Here is a 15,999-nt window from a genome sequence, read left to right on the forward strand (position 1 = left end):
ACTGTATGAAATCACAGTATCAAGCTAATTTTTTCATTTTATCTCATCTATTACACTTTTTAATGCAAATACAATAGCTTGCAGTCTTACTTGAGCCCTATCACCAGTAAATATTTGTTTAAAGGTCAGTACTTTGTCATCAATTTGTATGCCAAACCATACAAGTCCAACAGGTTTACCTTCTGTCGCCCCGCCAGGCCCTGCAATGCCCGATACAGCTATAGATATATTAGCGTTTGTTGCTTTAATAGCACCTACTGCCATTTCATGGACTGTTTGCTCGCTCACAGCACCGTATTGATTTAATGTACTAGCACTAACATTGAGCAAATCTTGCTTTGCTTGGTTACTATAAGTGACAAATGCACGGTCGATATAAGCTGAGCTTCCAGGTGTATCGGTAAGCGCATAACTCACTCCGCCACCAGTACATGACTCAGCAGTAGTGATCCATAAGCATTTATCCGTTAAAATAGCGCCTAATTGCGCAGCAAGTGTTTTAATCTCTTGATGTAATTCCATATTCAGCCTTTGGGTAAATACATGTCGTTTGATCTTTATGCACCACACACTATAAAACAACAAACCCCTATGATGCAGCAGTATCTAAAAATAAAATCAGAGCATCGCGATATTTTATTGTTTTATCGTATGGGCGATTTTTACGAACTTTTTTTTGATGACGCTAAACGCGCCGCTCAATTACTCGATATTTCGCAAACTCATCGTGGTAAAGCTGGCGGCGATCCCATTCCTATGGCTGGCGTACCCTACCATGCGGTAGAAAACTACTTAGCACGTCTAGTCCAAATGGGTGAGTCAGTCGCTATCTGCGAACAAGTGGGAGACCCTGCAACCAGTAAAGGCCCTGTTGATCGTAAAGTAGTGCGTATAGTTACACCCGGTACAATTTCTGATGAAGCGCTTTTACAAGAACGACAAGACAATCTCCTTACCAGCGTTTGGCAAAGTAAAAAAGGCTTATACGGGATTGCTTATTTAGACATTAACTCTGGTCGTTTTAATATTGTCGAGGTAAATACCGACGAAGCCTTTAGCTCAACTATTCAGCGCCTATCACCAGCCGAACTTCTGTATAGCGAAAGCTTTGAAAACGTTCATTTAATTGAACATATAAAAGGCGCTCGCCGTCGCCCAGAGTGGGAATTCGACTTAGATACGGCTCAGCATTTATTATGCGATCAGTTTGGTACTAAAGATTTAGTTGGCTTTGGTGTTGATAAAGCCCATAGCGCGCTTGTTGCTGCAGGTTGCCTAATGCAATACGTAAAAGATACACAACGTATTGCACTGCCGCATATTCGTGCAATTACGCTTGAGCACAACGAACACGCTGTTATTTTAGATGCCGCTACCCGTAAAAATTTAGAATTAACTGTTAATTTATCAGGCGGGTTTGAAAATACACTTGCTCAAGTACTTGATAAAACAGCCACACCTATGGGTTCTCGCTTACTTAAGCGCCGTATTCATACACCAATTCGTAATAAAGACGAGCTAAATTCACGTTTAAATGCCATTAGCGCTATTTTAGATGCGCAGCTTTGCGGTGAATTACACGAATCATTAAAAGAGATTGGTGATGTAGAGCGTGTTATTGCACGCCTAGCTTTATGTACTGCACGCCCGCGTGATTTAACTCGCCTGCGCAGTGCGCTACAAGCACTTGCACCACTGCATACTTTGTTAGCTGACGCTAACGATCCTCGTATAGCAGGTATCATCAAGCACTCGCCTGAACTCCCTGATTTACAAGCGTTATTAGAACGAGCTGTGATAGAAAACCCACCGGTACTTATTCGTGACGGTGGTGTTATTGCTCCAGGTTACAATAGTGAACTTGATGAGTGGCGTAACTTAAGCAAAGGTGCCACTGATGTCCTTGAGCAATTAGAACTGCGAGAGCGCGAACGTACGGGCATTAGTACGCTTAAAATTGGTTATAACCGCGTACATGGCTTTTTTATTGAAGTAAGTAGAGCTAATGCGCACTTAGTGCCAGCCGACTACATTCGTCGCCAAACGCTTAAAAATAACGAACGCTACATTATTCCAGAGCTTAAAGAGCACGAGGATAAAGTACTCGGTAGCCAATCAAAAGCTCTCGCGCTTGAAAAACAACTATACGAGGAGCTGTTTAGATTTATTGCTCCACATATTGAGCAGTTGCAAATGATGGCAGCAGCATTGGCCGATTTAGACGTTTTAAACAATTTAGCTGAGCGTGCATTCGCACTCAATTATGCAAAACCAGAATTGTGCGATAACGACAATATAAGCATTAAGCAAGGTCGTCACCCTGTTGTTGAACAAGTAATGAAAGAACCGTTTATTGCTAACCCTGTTGAATTAAACAGCCAACGTAAAATGCTAATTATTACCGGTCCAAACATGGGCGGTAAATCAACCTATATGCGCCAAACGGCACTTATTGTTTTAATGGCTCACATTGGCAGTTATGTACCCGCTGACAGCGCTAAAATTGGTAATATCGACCGCATATTTACACGTATTGGTGCAAGCGATGATTTAGCATCAGGGCGTTCAACCTTCATGGTAGAAATGACCGAAACAGCAACGATTTTAAATAATGCAACTGCGCAGTCTTTAGTATTAATGGATGAGATTGGTCGCGGTACAAGTACTTACGATGGACTCTCTCTTGCGTATGCAACAGCCGATCATTTAGCATCAAAAATATCTGCTAAAACATTGTTTGCTACGCACTACTTTGAATTAACAGAACTTGCTGAGCAAACTACGGGCCTTGTAAACGTACACCTTGATGCAATAGAGCATAATGACACGATTGCGTTTATGCATACAGTTCTCGACGGTGCAGCAAGCAAAAGCTTTGGTTTACAAGTAGCAGCTCTTGCAGGTGTGCCAAAAGCTGTGATTGCACAAGCAAAGCAAAAACTTAAGTTGCTTGAAAATCATCAAAGCGTTACTGCACCAAATACAGAGCAACAAGCCTTTACTTTTAATAACGAAATTGCACAAAGTACACCTTCAGAAGTTGAAGAGCAGTTAAGCGCAATCGACCCTGATAATTTATCGCCACGCCAAGCGCACGATTTGTTATATAAACTAAAAGCATTGCTGTAATTTATATCACCTAATTTACAAGCATAAAAAAAGCCGAAGAATAAACTCTTCGGCTTTTTAACACACATAGTCTCTTAAACTATTTAACTAGTTACGAAAACTGATTAAACAAGCTATCTGTACTTAAACCTTCTTGTTGCAAAATGTCTTTTAGACGACGTAATGCCTCTACCTGAATTTGTCTTACTCGCTCACGTGTTAAGCCTATTTCACGACCTACATCTTCAAGTGTAGATGGCTCATAGCCAAGCAGTCCAAATCGACGTGCTAGCACTTCACGTTGTTTAGGGTTTAATTCACCTAACCAATCAACAATATGTTTATTAATATCATTATTTTGTACTTCGCCTTCAGGACCAGCACTTTTTTCATCAGGAATGATATCAAGTAGTACACTGTCGTTTTCGCCACCAATAGGCATGTCTACTGATGCAATTCTTTCGTTTAAACGTAGCATTTTAGTAACGTCTTCAACGGGTCTATCTAGGCAAGCTGCAATTTCGTCAGCTGTTGGCTCATGGTCAAGCTTTTGAGTTAACTCACGCGCTGTACGTAAATAAACATTAAGCTCTTTAACTACATGAATAGGTAAGCGAATGGTACGCGTTTGGTTCATAATGGCACGTTCAATTGTTTGACGTATCCACCATGTAGCGTAAGTAGAGAATCTAAATCCACGCTCAGGGTCAAATTTTTCAACTGCGCGAATTAAGCCTAAGTTACCCTCTTCAATTAAATCAAGTAGAGCAAGGCCGCGATTATTGTAACGACGTGCTATTTTAACAACCAAACGTAAGTTACTTTCAATCATACGTTTACGTGAGGCTTCACACCCTCGAAGTGATTTGCGAGAAAAAAACACTTCTTCTTCAGCACTAAGCAAAGGAGAAAAACCAATTTCGCCTAAATAAAGTTGAGTTGCGTCAAGATTTTTAGTTACTTCTTCTTTAGCAAAGATTTCATCGTCGTCTACTTTATCTAGTAGAGCTGTGCTTTCATCAACATCGATGTCATCGAACTTTTCGTCAGTCGTAGTATGTTTGTCAAGTTTTGCTGCGCTAGCCATAAGCCTTCTCCCGAGCAATTATCAATACCTAAAAATTAGGGTAGGTATTTAGCAGGATTGACAGCTTGCCCTCGGTAGCGGATTTCAAAGCGAAGCGCGGTGACCGGAGATTCTGAATTACCAATTTCTGCTATTTTTTGTCCTGCCTTAACTTTCTGCTTTTCTTTAACAAGTAATTTCGAGTTATGTGCATAAGCACTTAGGTAATCATCATTATGTTTCAATATGATTAAACTACCATAACCTCGAAGGGCGTTACCCGCGTATACCACTGTTCCTTGTGCCGCAGCTAAGACTGAAGCCCCTTTGCGATTAGTAATCTGTAAACCTTTATAACCGTTTTCCTTATTAGAAAAGCGTTTGGTAATTTTGCCCTGTGCAGGCCAAAACCACTTAACTTTACTGCTCGACAAACGTTTAGTATTACTAATTTTGTTACTGGCTTGTTTCTGAACATACTCTCGTTGTTTTGGGGGATCAAGCTCTTTCTTTAAAATTTTGTTATTTTTTTGTAATTTTTTTATAGACTTTTTACTCGAATTCGTATAATTTCCATCCCTTTTTGTTTTTTCGGGCTTAGGGAGTAAGGAGATGTTTTGCCCAGGGAAAATTGTGTAAGGTGATGGAATTGAATTGTTTTTTGCCAACTCCCTAAAGTCTTGCCCAGCACTAAAGGCAATAGAGTAGAGCGTATCTCCTTTTTGTACTTTATAGCTAACCCCATTAATGTTAACAGTATGACCTAAATCATTAACATTATTATTTAAGCTACTAACAGGTGCAGGAACATGGCGAGAAGAGCAACCAAAGAGAAAAATACTAATAAATATAGTTACATACAGTAAACACTGTTTATTCATTGTATTTTTCCCCTAAATTAGAAAATTGATATTTTTAACGCTTAACGCAATAAAAAGTAAGCTAGCGCAATTAATACCACTAATCCCCAACCAAGTATTTCAATATACTGACGTAATTTTCGCTCCATTTGAGCTCCGCCCCACTTCATTAAGGCTGAAACTAAAAAGAATCGCGCACCGCGCCCAATGGCTGATGCTATTAAAAATGGCAAAAATGCCATTTGTAAAACACCTGCGCCAATCGTAAATACTTTATATGGTATAGGCGAAAAACCGGCTAAAAACACAACCCAAACACCGTAATCCTTAAACCAGTTTAGTGCTATATCAAACTTTTCTTGCCAGTGCATTTGTGCAATCAATGGCTCTACAACGGGTTCAAATAGCCAAAAACCAAGTAAGTAACCAACCACTCCACCAATAACCGATGCTATTGTGGCAAAGCTTGCAAATCGCCATGCTTTGTTTGGTTGCGCAAGTGACATAGGTGCAAGCATTACATCAGGTGGTATCGGGAAAAAAACTGATTCTGCAAAGCTCATAGCAGCTAAGTAACGTTCCGCATGACGGTGTTTTGCCCACACTAGGGCCATATCGTATAACTTGGTAAACAACTTCAAAATGAATTCCTATTCAATATCGCCAGGTACTAACGGCACAAATCTAACGGGAGCAATAACATGCTCTTTATAATTATCGCCTTTGCGGATAACCATTACTAATTTTTGATCGCTCTCACCAATTGGGGCTAATAACACGCCACCATCGGCCAACTGAGCAAGTAAGTCTTGCGGAACTTTAGAGGCCGCAGCAGTCACTATAATACCATCAAACGGCGCTTGTGATTGCCAGCCTTGCCAACCATCGCCATGCTTCATGGTTACATTATATAAATCGAGTTGCTGCAAACGTCTTTTTGCCTGCCACTGAAGTGTTTTAATACGCTCTACCGAGTAAACCTTTGTAAACGTTTTGGCCAATATTGCAGTTTGATACCCAGATCCCGTACCTATTTCTAGCACTTTATTGCGCACACCAGCTAAACGAAGTAGCTCTGTCATGCGCGCTACTATGTAAGGCTGAGAAATTGTTTGCCCTTGCCCAATAGGGAGCGCTGTATTTTCATAGGCTTTGTGTTTTAGCACATCATCTATAAAAATATGGCGCGGAATATCAGCTATAGCACTAAGTACTTGCGTATCTTCAACACCTTCACGCTTTAGTAAGTCAGAAAGCGCTTTAGCACTGCGGGTATAATTAGCGAGCACGATTAATCTCCAAATCGGCTAACCATTCTCCTACTGCCTTTAAGCTATCTTTAGCTGTCATATCAACACTCAGTGGCGTAACTGAGGCATAGCCATTATTGATTGCGTAAAAGTCGGTGCCTTCACCAGCATCGCTTTCGGTGCCAAGCGATCCGTACCAATAAATATCACGCCCCCAAGGATCGGTTTGTTTCGTCATCGTTTCAGCTTTATGACGAGCACCTAAACGTGTTACTTGCACCCCTTTTAATTCACTTAATGGAATATCTGGCACATTAATATTTATTATTTGATCTTTTGGAAGCGGATGCGAAGCCAAGCCTTTAATAATATTTACGGTAACAGCAGCGGCTGTTTCAAAATGATCGCCATTATGTGAGCAAAGCGATACCGCAATTGCAGGCAGACCTAAATGGCGACCTTCAGTTGCAGCGGCAACAGTACCGGAATAAAGCGTGTCATCACCCAAATTGGCACCATGGTTAATACCTGCAACAACTAGATCTGGCTTTTCATCAGCTAGCTGATTTACACCTAAATGTACACAATCAGTGGGTGTGCCATTAACTGACATAAAACCATTTTCGAGTGTAGTCGCTCGTAGCGGGTTCATAAGTGTTAAAGAATTACTCGCACCACTACAGTTGCGATCAGGTGCAACAAGGGTTACATCTGCAATTTGTATAAGCGCCTGATATAAAACCGCAATGCCTTTGGCATTTACGCCATCATCGTTACTTAACAGTATCTTCATTTATGCCATTATCCTTTTCTTTGCGCTCTCGAGGGCTAGCATCAGTGTAATCCACCAGCTCACGTAATAATGCAGTTGCAAAACACCCTTTTGGCAAACCAAAGCTTAGTTTTAGTGTGGTTTCATCAAGTGTTTCAACGGTTAAGTTTTGTGGAATTAAGCGCAGCATTCGGCGCTCATTTTTAAGGCCTAACTCACCTAAACCATCACACCATGTTTGGAAAGGTGCAAGCCATACTTTTTCTTGCTCGGTTAAGCCTTTTTCGCTTTTTCCCACCATAGGTGCCGACATCATAATATCGCCGGTAGCTAATCGCTCTATGTTTTCGTCATTAATTGCATCTTCAAAAAATGCATTGCTGCCGCTGAGCATAAATACTTCACGGTGCATTGTTTTAGCTAAACCATGCTCTTTTACACGTAAGCTCACTAACTGATTAAATACATGCGACCGTGCTGCTGAAATAATAATACCGCGCAACTTTTTATCGCGAATACGCTCACCGGCAAACATTTTTTCAGCCATAACTAAGTTATGACCGCCATGCCCAAAGCGCTGCTCGCCAAAGTAATTAGGCACACCTGCGCGTACTGCGTTAATACGACATAAAATATCAAGTGGCTTGGTTACGTTACGAAGCGTAATAGTAAATTTATTACCTTTGTGGCAGCCCGTACGTAACTTACGGTCGTGGCGCTGTTGCGACACAATAAAAATACTCTCACTATTTAAATCACTAAAATCGATAGGCTTTTTAATTGGTACTTTTACACTAAACCACTGTGAGCACACGCCGTGGCGATCTTTCATGCCTGCATAGCTTACGTCTCGCGGTGAAACACCCGCACGCTGTGCAATTAGCTTTGCAACGTATTGCGTGTTTTCGCCTTTTTTAACCACCTGCAAACACACGTGTTCGCCACTGCCGGTAAATTCTATACCTAAGTCTTCATCAACCATAAAGTCTTCAGCTGTGGTTTTAAAATCAGCTTTAGAAAGCGGTGCACCGTATAAATAATTTAAATCGCTCATGCGTTTTTTGTACTCGCAAGCTCTTTACTCATAATAACCACCGCATGGCTCGAAATACCTTCTTTGCGCCCTTCAAAGCCTAGCTTTTCGGTAGTAGTGGCTTTAACGTTAATTTGGCTAAGGTCGCAATTTAAATCGCTGGCTAAATTAGCGCGCATAGCTTGAATATGTGGCAACATTTTTGGTGCCTGAGCAACAATAGTCACATCGCCATTACCAAGTACATAACCTTGTTCTTTAGCTAAGCCCACCACATGGCGAAGTAAAATACGGCTATCGATATTTTCATACTCGCTTGCCGTATCGGGAAAGTGCTTACCAATATCACCCATTGCAAGTGAGCCTAAAATAGCATCGCATAATGCATGAATAGCAACATCACCATCTGAGTGCGCTAAAAAGCCCTGTGGGTAATCAATTTTTTCACCACAAATAGTTAACGGGCCTTCGCCGCCAAATTTATGTACGTCAAAACCATGGCCAATTCGTATCATAATCCACTCTCGTTTTGTTGTTTATGTAATAAAAACCCAGCCAGATCTAAATCCTCTGGCGTGGTTATTTTAATATTATCGCTACGACCTGCTACAAGCTTAACCGGTTTACCCGCCCACTCAATTGCACTGGCTTCATCGGTAATAGTAGCCCCACTTGCTAATGCGTTTTGCAGTGCATTTTTAAGCTCGTCATATTTAAAAAACTGCGGGGTAAGTGCTTGCCATAAATCATCTCGCGGCACAGTTTGTAGGGCATGAGTGTGGCCGCGTTTTATAGTGTCTTTTACTTTGCTAGCTAAAATACCGCCTTCATCAGCGTTAATGCATTCATCAATTAAACGTTCTATATCACTGATATTAACTAATGGACGAGCAGCATCATGTACAAGCACCCATGTAGGCGGGTTAGGCGCTAAAAAAAGTAAGCTATTGAGCACCGAGTCGGCTCGCTCTTTTCCGCCACTGGCTCGCACAATGCGATTATCAAGCAGTGGGAGTTCGTCAAAATAGGGGTCGCTGTCGCTAAGGGCAACAACAATAGTGCGTAATTGAGGTAATTGAGAAAGTTTAGCTAAGGTGTGTTCTAAAATGGTTTTACCGGCTAATTGTATATATTGCTTAGGCGCATTGTGCTGCATTCTACTGCCAACACCCGCAGCAGGTACAATTGCTGCAATAGTCTGTTTATTTGTCATATTGTTTGCCCGGTAAAACACGAATAAATGTTTCGTCCGGTTTAATCATTCCCAATTCGTTGCGTGCACGCTCTTCAATGCCTTCTTGGCCAAGCTTTAAGTCTTCAATATCTGCTTTAAGTACTTTATTACGTTTAATGAGTTTTTCGTTGGTTTGATGATGCGACGTTACTGCACCTTTTAGTCGTGTGTAGTCTTGTAAACCATTATGACCAAACCATAATCTGTATTGTACAAACAGTGCTAAGCACAGTAAGCCAACTTGAAAAATACGCATTTAACACTCCTTATTTTAAATTCCAAATACCTTAACTTTAATACGCTAAGGGGCGCTTTAAATTGCGCCAATTAATACTACCCGCTAAAAGCATTTCGCGTAGTGATAAAACCCGTGGCATGCAACGCTTCGAAAATTGCCACTGATGCCCGCAACATGCAGCGGTTAAACTCACTTTACTTGGCTTTATTAGCTGAGCATTTTGCTGCTCTAGCCCATTTCCTAAAAAATCAAACCAACCAAGCTCGTTACAATGCAGCTTATTTTCGCCTAACTGATCGATACTGTCTATTCTAAGACGCACCTGATCGTAGCCATGCAATATAACGGGCACAATAAGCCCCACTTTGGCATACGTTTGATAAAAAAGTTCATTAGCTTGAACATTCACATCGGGTGGGGTCGGTTTTTGCTTTTCAAGCCACGTACCATTTTGTGCATCAAGCGTAAAAGGCGTGTCACCATTGGCAACTAACGTTGCCGCTCGCTCAATATAATAAGGTAGGCTTTTTAACTGGCGGCGCAGTTTATCGGCATTAGGCTCTGCAACTAATCGCTGAACCTCACGCTGATAAAACGCATTGCACAATTGTGCATACAACACTTTTTGTGCATCAGTTTGCCAAATTTCAACTTGCTGTTGAGCACCAAGTGACTGATTTTTAGCGACCAAAAGCTGTACTCAAAAATATTCAGGTAAATGTTTTATAACACAGTATTGAATGTTTTTTAAGCGCAGCGCACTATTTTAAGCGCTTGGCTTTTCACCTAATTTTGCTTTACCTGATTCTAAAAATTGCACAACCGTATTACGCTTTTTACCAATCAATAAACTGCCATCAGCTAAAAACATAAAGTTTTGCCAATTGCGTTTAAATACATCAAACGTCGTTTCGATAATATTATCGCGTGCCATACAAAAATAAACCGTGGTGTTAGCTTCCCAATCTAAAAACGTTAAGATTGCTTCTGGTGGTAACGCATCGCCATTTTCCCACGCATCTTGCCAATCTACTTCTTGGCTAAAGCTTTTTTCTTGACCACACCAATCGGTGTCTTCAAAAAAATCAGGGTGATCAAATTCACGGCTCACCATGGTTGTCCAAAGTACGGCTGCGCGCTCGTCGCTCATAGGCTTTATTTTTGCTGCGTCTTCATCAGATACAGGTAAATCTTTGTGGCGAAAAACCCACGCCTTTTTGTAATCATCTAAAGAAATATAGTTCATAGTATTGGCAAATTAGTTAACATTAAAAGTGCAGAGCCAAATTATACAAGAGATCAAAACATGACTACAGCAATAAAACCACTTTCCCTAAAACCAGGCATATACCAACACTACAAAGGCCCGCAATATAAAGTTATTCATGTTGCCACCCATAGCGAAACCGAGGAACAGCTTGTGATTTACCAAGCACTTTATGGTGAATTTGGTATATGGGCGCGCCCACTTAGTATGTTTTTAGAAACTGTTGAAAAAGAAGGTGAGGTCATACAGCGTTTTGCTTATATTGGACCTGCTGCTTAACTATGGCATTATAACAAAATAACTTACTGCTCAGACCAGACAAGGGTACACCGTGCAATTTAATTCAACTGACAATTACATAGCGAGTAGCGCGCTTAAACAAGCTGTAAATGCTGCCATTATGCTCGAAAAACCACTTTTAATTAAAGGCGAACCTGGCACAGGTAAAACCATGCTGGCTGAGGAGTTGGCTAAAAGCTTAGATACCACGCTTATTCAGTGGCATATAAAATCGACTACTAAAGCGCAGCAAGGTTTATACGAGTACGACGCGGTTTCGCGCCTGCGCGACAGCCAACTAGGTGACGAGCGTGTACACAATATTGGCAACTACATCGTTAAAGGTAAGCTTTGGCAGGCATTTACGTATGCAGAGCTTAACGGCAAACGCCCAGTGCTTTTAATTGATGAAATAGACAAAGCCGACATAGAGTTCCCAAACGACTTACTACTTGAGCTTGATAAAATGGAGTTTCATGTTTATGAGACTAACGAGCGCATTGTCGCAAAAGAGCGCCCTATTGTAATCATCACATCAAATAACGAAAAAGAATTGCCGGACGCATTTTTACGCCGCTGCTTTTTTCATTACATTGATTTTCCTAGCAGCGACGAAATGCAGCAAATTATTGACGTGCACTACCCTAACGTTAAACAGGATTTAGTACGCCAAGCACTTGAAGTGTTTTTTAACCTGCGCGAAGCAAACGGCCTTAAAAAGAAACCTTCCACCAGCGAATTACTCGATTGGTTAAAGCTTTTAATGGCTGAAGACATAGACGCTAAAACACTGCACGACAAAGCTAAAAAAGGCGGTTTAATGCCAATGTTTGGCGCATTACTTAAAAATGAGCAAGATATAAGCCTAATCGAAAAATTAGCCTTTATGAGCCGCCGTTAAGATGTTGATTGCGTTTTTCTTCAAACTGCGTGAATACCGCCTACCTGTAAGCCTGCGCGAACTGCTCGATTTAATTAACGCCTTAAAAAAAGGCGTTATATTTGCCGACGTAGACGCCTTTTACCATCTAGCGCGCACCATCATGGTAAAAGATGAAACGCATTTTGATCGATTCGATAAAGCCTTTAGCGACTACTTTAGCGGTATTGCCGACCTTGATTTGCTCGAGAGCTTAAAGCAACAGCACAACCTACCTGAAGATTGGCTACGTAAAGAGTTTGAAAAAAACCTAAGCGATGAAGAAAAAGCCCAACTTAAAGCTATGGGCGGGCTCGATGAGCTTATGAAAACCCTAAAAGAGCGTTTAGAAGAGCAACAAAAACGCCACGCTGGCGGTAATAAATGGGTAGGTACTGGCGGCACATCACCTTTTGGGGCATACGGCTATAACCCAGAAGGTGTGCGTATAGGGCAAGACGGCAATCGTAACCGCCAAGCAGTAAAAGTGTGGGATAAACGAGAATACAAAAACCTCGACACCGACAGAGAAATTAGTTCGCGCACAGTTAAACTCGCCCTTAAAAAGTTACGTAAGTTTGCCCGCACAGGCGCAAGCGACACGCTTGATTTAAACGAGACTATTCGCGCGACTGCAAAACAAGGCGGCATGCTTGATGTAAAAATGGCACCCGAACGCCACAATGCAGTAAAAGTATTGATGCTGTTTGATATTGGCGGCTCAATGGATGACTACATCCACACCTGCGAAGAGCTATTTAGCGCCGCCCACAGCGAATTTAAACACCTAGAGTTTTACTACTTTCATAACTGTTTATACGAGCACGTTTGGCAAGACAACACACGCCGCCATTCAAACGTGATTGACACCATGACGCTGATCAATAAATTTACCAGCGACTACAAAGTCATATTTGTCGGCGATGCTACTATGGGCCCATACGAAATAGCCTACCCCGGCGGCTCGGTAGAGCACTACAATGAAGAGCCCGGCAGTGCATGGCTTGCACGCATTACCAACCACTTTGATAAAGTCGCCTGGCTCAACCCACAACCCGTTGAACACTGGCCGTACTATCAATCAATTGGCTTTATAAAAGAGTTGATGGGTAACAGAATGTACCCGCTGAGTTTGGATGGGATAAGTAGAGCGATAAAAGAGCTGAGTTAAATAACTATAGAAGCTGTCAGTAATATTTACGAAAGGATTTAATAAATTTAAAAACTAAAAATGAATTTATAATCCTCATGATAAAATTGATGAAATAAAACTTAGAGTCAACAGGTTGTGAGTCACGAAGAAAGTTCAGACTTTCCAAGCGATGAACAGGATTAAAGGCCGTGACTAAATCATGCAAAGAGAAATTTAAATAAATAAAATATGAAAAGTTAAATAAAACGATCCAAACCAAAGCAATTAACCAACTTGTATTATACTTAGAAAATATTTTGCTCAATATTAGAGGTAAATAATCCACGACAAAAAAATTGCTATTATGCTTTATTGATTCCATCTCTGTATCTTTAGCTTCTTTTTGGTATGCGTACTTACCAAACGAGTCACCACTTAAATCACACATATTACTCAAAGACTCGTAATAATATTTTTTACCATTCAAATACTCATTAAAATTTAAATGGTAGCTTTCATCGTACCTTCCGTAACTAGGCCATGTCGTTCCATGAGATAAACTCGAGTTAAACGAATTTTCACTCACCATACTTTTCTTATCACCGAAACCTTTAAAATCACAAGCGTAAAACTTATTGTTATCTAATCTATTTGAGGTAATACGGAGTAATGATGACGCTGAAAAGGGAGTTACGCCATTAAAATCAATAGAACCATGTTTAGTATTTGAATAGGAAAGGCTAAAGTTGTGAGTAATAAAATTATGAAGCTGAAAATCTCCTAAAAAATTACAGCTAATTTGTATTTTTAAAATACACCACCTTATAAAAACAGCGTCTGGCCTGCTTTTATCATTGGAACTGTTTTCCCAAAAAGAACAATTCCCTCCTATATAGCCATGTAGCTCAAAATTATTAATAATATATGGAAGGTCGAAATGGGCGTTTTTTACATCCAGATTACAGACAACAAGTTTATCCATCTGTAGTTCATTTGAGCTTAAATCAAAGGTGACACACTCAATATCTCTTATATCTATAGTTTTATTTTCTTTTAACTTTATAGAAGTATCTTTTGACTTAACATTAAATATACATAGAGATTTAATGTTAGATAAACCAATATCAAAGTCTTTAGTATCTATATGCCTAACATAGAGATTGTTAGTCTTAAGGTCAATAAAGTGAATAGAATCACATTCCAATAGACGAATTTCTAAACTCTCTACAGAGAGATTTTTTATATAAATCCTATTTGCTGAAACCCCACTCAAAGAAAGCTTCGGGCAAACTAAATTCTCTAAATACAGATCACCTTTAAACTCCAAATTATTTAGATGAATATCTGTTTTGTAACTTCCATTCCCAATAGCATCAGAGATATTATTATCTTCTATTAATTGCGAATAAGAAACGCATTTTACTAACTCTTGCCACTTATCGTTTTCAGGCTCAACTAACAATTTTTTCAAAGATAAATTCCTTTTAAGATAACCTATATTTTACAAGTAACGGATCACGTCTCTTTTTTTGCCTATTATAATAAATAGCCAAGTTTGTCTAAGTGCCTAATTTACTCAAATGAGTTCCATAAAGCTTATAACTCCGCTATATGGTTTAGTGTTTCAAGATAACACTGCGCAGGCTTTAGCAATGTTATCGCTTGACCATAAGGTGCACTGCGTTGTTAATCCGAATTTTCGAACGTTCTTGCTAATGTAAGCTGGATGTTTCTCGAATATTCACTATTTCATCGAATGAGATAGCAAGGTCGTTGATATCCTTTACTGCATGAGAACGTAACGTAAGCTTTCCTTGTGAATGCGCTTTAGCGTCCACAAGTGCTGTAGTTAATTCTGAAAATAAATTACGTTTACTCATTGCGCCATACCTTTGAAAGTTATATTAATAATCTTGATATCATGCAGCAATATTTATTATTACTTGCTAATAAACTTACACATTCCGAGCCCTAAAACATCTCCATCACGCTTTACATAACCATATTGTGTATAAAAACTTTCTTTACCGTGAGCACTTAATAAACCTATAGTAGCGCCATTAGAGCAGGTGTTGTTTAGATAGTTTTCAATGTGGGTCATAACTAAATGACCTATGCCTTGTTTTTGATAACTTGGCGCAACAATTACATCTTGAATATAAAAATACATTGCGCCATCACCGATTACTCTACCAGTGCCTATTAACTTATCAGTATCGTATACGGCAACCCAAAAAAGTGAGTTTTCAATGCTTACTTTTAATGTTTTATCGTCAGGGTTTTGCCACTTTGCTTGTGCGCGTAAGTTAGTAAATTCATCCAGTGTTGGAGCTTTAAGTTCAACTTTATAAGCCATTATATCCCTTACTCACTTTTAAAGCGCTTTACTCATAAACAAGCTGTACGGATCTAGCTCATAATCACCAAATGGTTCGCATTCTTTAAAACCAAATTGAGTGTAAAGCTTTTGTGCGGGCAAGAACGCCTCGGCAGTGCCTGTTTCTAAGCTTAACTTTTTGTAACCTCGCAAAGTTGCTTGCTCAATAATATGCGTGAGCAATTTAGCAGCGATGCCTTGGCGTAAATAGTTGCTTGAGGTGCGCATTGATTTAATTTCGCCATGAGTGGCATCGAGCGCTTTTAATGCGCCAACACCCGCTAAATTATTATCAATCCATAAGCTATAAAAGATTATATCGGGCTGAGTGAGTTTGCTCACATCAAGTGCATGTACGCTCTCAACAGGTGAGTGCTTTAGCATATCGTTATGGTGCGCTTGTAGTAGCTTTATAACGTGTGGGTTTGAAAGCTCACCTATTCTAATATCCATTTATACCTCGT

At 40.1% G+C, this 15,999-nt stretch carries 20 protein-coding genes; 4 read left to right on the forward strand and 16 right to left on the reverse strand.

Annotated elements, in window-relative coordinates; translation table 11 throughout:
• Positions 1 to 33: 33 nt before the first annotated feature.
• The gene (locus H5157_RS16645; RefSeq protein ID WP_024597314.1) at positions 34 to 522 is read right to left on the reverse strand and encodes a CinA family protein; all 489 of its coding nucleotides are present in this window, start codon (positions 520 to 522) and stop codon (positions 34 to 36) included.
• 21 nt (positions 523 to 543) lie between these two features.
• Between H5157_RS16645 and mutS the strand changes: the two genes are divergently transcribed.
• Positions 544 to 3,129, forward strand: coding sequence for a DNA mismatch repair protein MutS (gene mutS, locus H5157_RS16650; RefSeq protein ID WP_182693730.1), 2,586 nt, complete (start codon positions 544 to 546; stop codon positions 3,127 to 3,129).
• 91 nt (positions 3,130 to 3,220) lie between these two features.
• Here mutS and rpoS read toward each other — a convergent pair whose 3' ends face one another.
• From rpoS to H5157_RS16705, 11 genes are all read right to left on the reverse strand, one after another.
• On the reverse strand, positions 3,221 to 4,195 hold the full coding sequence (gene rpoS / locus H5157_RS16655) for an RNA polymerase sigma factor RpoS (RefSeq protein WP_002958955.1): 975 nt from the start codon (positions 4,193 to 4,195) through the stop codon (positions 3,221 to 3,223).
• 35 nt (positions 4,196 to 4,230) lie between these two features.
• Positions 4,231 to 5,055 (reverse strand): peptidoglycan DD-metalloendopeptidase family protein, encoded by an 825-nt coding sequence (locus H5157_RS16660; protein WP_182695077.1) that lies wholly within the window; start codon positions 5,053 to 5,055, stop codon positions 4,231 to 4,233.
• A gap of 41 nt (positions 5,056 to 5,096) precedes the next feature.
• Positions 5,097 to 5,675, reverse strand: coding sequence for a YqaA family protein (locus tag H5157_RS16665; RefSeq protein WP_002958957.1), 579 nt, complete (start codon positions 5,673 to 5,675; stop codon positions 5,097 to 5,099).
• A gap of 9 nt (positions 5,676 to 5,684) precedes the next feature.
• Complete coding sequence (locus H5157_RS16670; RefSeq protein ID WP_002958958.1) at positions 5,685 to 6,323, reverse strand: protein-L-isoaspartate(D-aspartate) O-methyltransferase; 639 nt, start codon at positions 6,321 to 6,323, stop codon at positions 5,685 to 5,687.
• A complete protein-coding gene (surE, locus tag H5157_RS16675; RefSeq protein ID WP_024600608.1) occupies positions 6,313 to 7,077 on the reverse strand; it encodes a 5'/3'-nucleotidase SurE in 765 nt (254 codons plus the stop codon). Before surE ends, H5157_RS16670 begins: the two co-directional genes overlap by 11 nt.
• Positions 7,058 to 8,110 carry a tRNA pseudouridine(13) synthase TruD gene (truD, locus tag H5157_RS16680; RefSeq protein WP_182725108.1) on the reverse strand — a complete coding sequence of 351 codons (1,053 nt, stop codon included), beginning with the start codon at positions 8,108 to 8,110 and terminating at the stop codon, positions 7,058 to 7,060. Before truD ends, surE begins: the two co-directional genes overlap by 20 nt.
• On the reverse strand, positions 8,107 to 8,604 hold the full coding sequence (gene ispF / locus H5157_RS16685) for a 2-C-methyl-D-erythritol 2,4-cyclodiphosphate synthase (protein ID WP_024604077.1): 498 nt from the start codon (positions 8,602 to 8,604) through the stop codon (positions 8,107 to 8,109). Before ispF ends, truD begins: the two co-directional genes overlap by 4 nt.
• Complete coding sequence (gene ispD / locus H5157_RS16690) at positions 8,601 to 9,302, reverse strand: 2-C-methyl-D-erythritol 4-phosphate cytidylyltransferase (protein ID WP_182673805.1); 702 nt, start codon at positions 9,300 to 9,302, stop codon at positions 8,601 to 8,603. The genes ispF and ispD overlap by 4 nt, the downstream gene beginning before the upstream one ends.
• The gene (gene ftsB / locus H5157_RS16695; RefSeq protein ID WP_002958963.1) at positions 9,292 to 9,579 is read right to left on the reverse strand and encodes a cell division protein FtsB; all 288 of its coding nucleotides are present in this window, start codon (positions 9,577 to 9,579) and stop codon (positions 9,292 to 9,294) included. The genes ispD and ftsB overlap by 11 nt, the downstream gene beginning before the upstream one ends.
• Before the next feature lie 37 nt (positions 9,580 to 9,616).
• A complete protein-coding gene (locus tag H5157_RS16700; RefSeq protein WP_002958964.1) occupies positions 9,617 to 10,252 on the reverse strand; it encodes a hypothetical protein in 636 nt (211 codons plus the stop codon).
• A gap of 75 nt (positions 10,253 to 10,327) precedes the next feature.
• Positions 10,328 to 10,807, reverse strand: coding sequence for a DUF2947 domain-containing protein (locus H5157_RS16705; protein WP_002958965.1), 480 nt, complete (start codon positions 10,805 to 10,807; stop codon positions 10,328 to 10,330).
• A 60-nt stretch (positions 10,808 to 10,867) separates the two neighbouring features.
• Here H5157_RS16705 and H5157_RS16710 point away from each other — a divergent pair, with 60 nt between their 5' ends.
• From H5157_RS16710 to H5157_RS16720, 3 genes are read left to right on the forward strand one after another with little or no spacing between them, the layout of a single operon-like run.
• The gene (locus H5157_RS16710) at positions 10,868 to 11,107 is read left to right on the forward strand and encodes a DUF1653 domain-containing protein (protein WP_039486721.1); all 240 of its coding nucleotides are present in this window, start codon (positions 10,868 to 10,870) and stop codon (positions 11,105 to 11,107) included.
• 52 nt (positions 11,108 to 11,159) lie between these two features.
• Positions 11,160 to 12,008 (forward strand): MoxR family ATPase, encoded by an 849-nt coding sequence (locus tag H5157_RS16715; protein ID WP_010554437.1) that lies wholly within the window; start codon positions 11,160 to 11,162, stop codon positions 12,006 to 12,008.
• Between the two features lies 1 nt (position 12,009).
• On the forward strand, positions 12,010 to 13,197 hold the full coding sequence (locus tag H5157_RS16720) for a VWA domain-containing protein (RefSeq protein WP_182725109.1): 1,188 nt from the start codon (positions 12,010 to 12,012) through the stop codon (positions 13,195 to 13,197).
• A gap of 16 nt (positions 13,198 to 13,213) precedes the next feature.
• On the opposite strand, the gene H5157_RS16725 is transcribed toward H5157_RS16720, so the two are convergent.
• The 4 genes from H5157_RS16725 to H5157_RS16740 form a co-directional block, all read right to left on the reverse strand.
• Positions 13,214 to 14,629: a hypothetical protein gene (locus H5157_RS16725; protein ID WP_182725110.1), complete on the reverse strand. Its 1,416-nt coding sequence runs from the start codon at positions 14,627 to 14,629 to the stop codon at positions 13,214 to 13,216.
• A gap of 241 nt (positions 14,630 to 14,870) precedes the next feature.
• Positions 14,871 to 15,038: a hypothetical protein gene (locus H5157_RS20960; protein WP_259399368.1), complete on the reverse strand. Its 168-nt coding sequence runs from the start codon at positions 15,036 to 15,038 to the stop codon at positions 14,871 to 14,873.
• Between the two features lie 59 nt (positions 15,039 to 15,097).
• Complete coding sequence (locus H5157_RS16735) at positions 15,098 to 15,514, reverse strand: GNAT family N-acetyltransferase (protein ID WP_182725111.1); 417 nt, start codon at positions 15,512 to 15,514, stop codon at positions 15,098 to 15,100.
• Positions 15,515 to 15,532: 18 nt separating this feature from the next.
• A complete protein-coding gene (locus tag H5157_RS16740) occupies positions 15,533 to 15,988 on the reverse strand; it encodes a GNAT family N-acetyltransferase (RefSeq protein WP_182725112.1) in 456 nt (151 codons plus the stop codon).
• Positions 15,989 to 15,999: the final 11 nt, after the last annotated feature.

The sequence above is a fragment of the Pseudoalteromonas sp. SG43-3 genome (genome assembly GCF_014164385.1).
In the GTDB taxonomy this organism is placed as follows: domain Bacteria; phylum Pseudomonadota; class Gammaproteobacteria; order Enterobacterales; family Alteromonadaceae; genus Pseudoalteromonas; species Pseudoalteromonas distincta.

Bases quoted from the DNA above. Each gene is read 5' to 3' on its own strand.
- H5157_RS16735 (WP_182725111.1), bottom strand. From the start codon at position 15,514: ATGGCTTATAAAGTTGAACTTAAAGCTCCAACACTGGATGAATTTACT.
- H5157_RS16645 (WP_024597314.1), bottom strand. From the start codon at position 522: ATGGAATTACATCAAGAGATTAAAACACTTGCTGCGCAATTAGGCGCT.
- H5157_RS16740 (WP_182725112.1), bottom strand. From the start codon at position 15,988: ATGGATATTAGAATAGGTGAGCTTTCAAACCCACACGTTATAAAGCTA.
- ispD (WP_182673805.1), bottom strand. From the start codon at position 9,302: ATGACAAATAAACAGACTATTGCAGCAATTGTACCTGCTGCGGGTGTT.
- ftsB (WP_002958963.1), bottom strand. From the start codon at position 9,579: ATGCGTATTTTTCAAGTTGGCTTACTGTGCTTAGCACTGTTTGTACAA.
- truD (WP_182725108.1), bottom strand. From the start codon at position 8,110: ATGAGCGATTTAAATTATTTATACGGTGCACCGCTTTCTAAAGCTGAT.
- H5157_RS16720 (WP_182725109.1), top strand. From the start codon at position 12,010: ATGTTGATTGCGTTTTTCTTCAAACTGCGTGAATACCGCCTACCTGTA.
- H5157_RS16710 (WP_039486721.1), top strand. From the start codon at position 10,868: ATGACTACAGCAATAAAACCACTTTCCCTAAAACCAGGCATATACCAA.
- surE (WP_024600608.1), bottom strand. From the start codon at position 7,077: ATGAAGATACTGTTAAGTAACGATGATGGCGTAAATGCCAAAGGCATT.
- H5157_RS16705 (WP_002958965.1), bottom strand. From the start codon at position 10,807: ATGAACTATATTTCTTTAGATGATTACAAAAAGGCGTGGGTTTTTCGC.
- mutS (WP_182693730.1), top strand. From the start codon at position 544: ATGTCGTTTGATCTTTATGCACCACACACTATAAAACAACAAACCCCT.
- ispF (WP_024604077.1), bottom strand. From the start codon at position 8,604: ATGATACGAATTGGCCATGGTTTTGACGTACATAAATTTGGCGGCGAA.
- rpoS (WP_002958955.1), bottom strand. From the start codon at position 4,195: ATGGCTAGCGCAGCAAAACTTGACAAACATACTACGACTGACGAAAAG.
- H5157_RS20960 (WP_259399368.1), bottom strand. From the start codon at position 15,038: ATGAGTAAACGTAATTTATTTTCAGAATTAACTACAGCACTTGTGGAC.
- H5157_RS16660 (WP_182695077.1), bottom strand. From the start codon at position 5,055: ATGAATAAACAGTGTTTACTGTATGTAACTATATTTATTAGTATTTTT.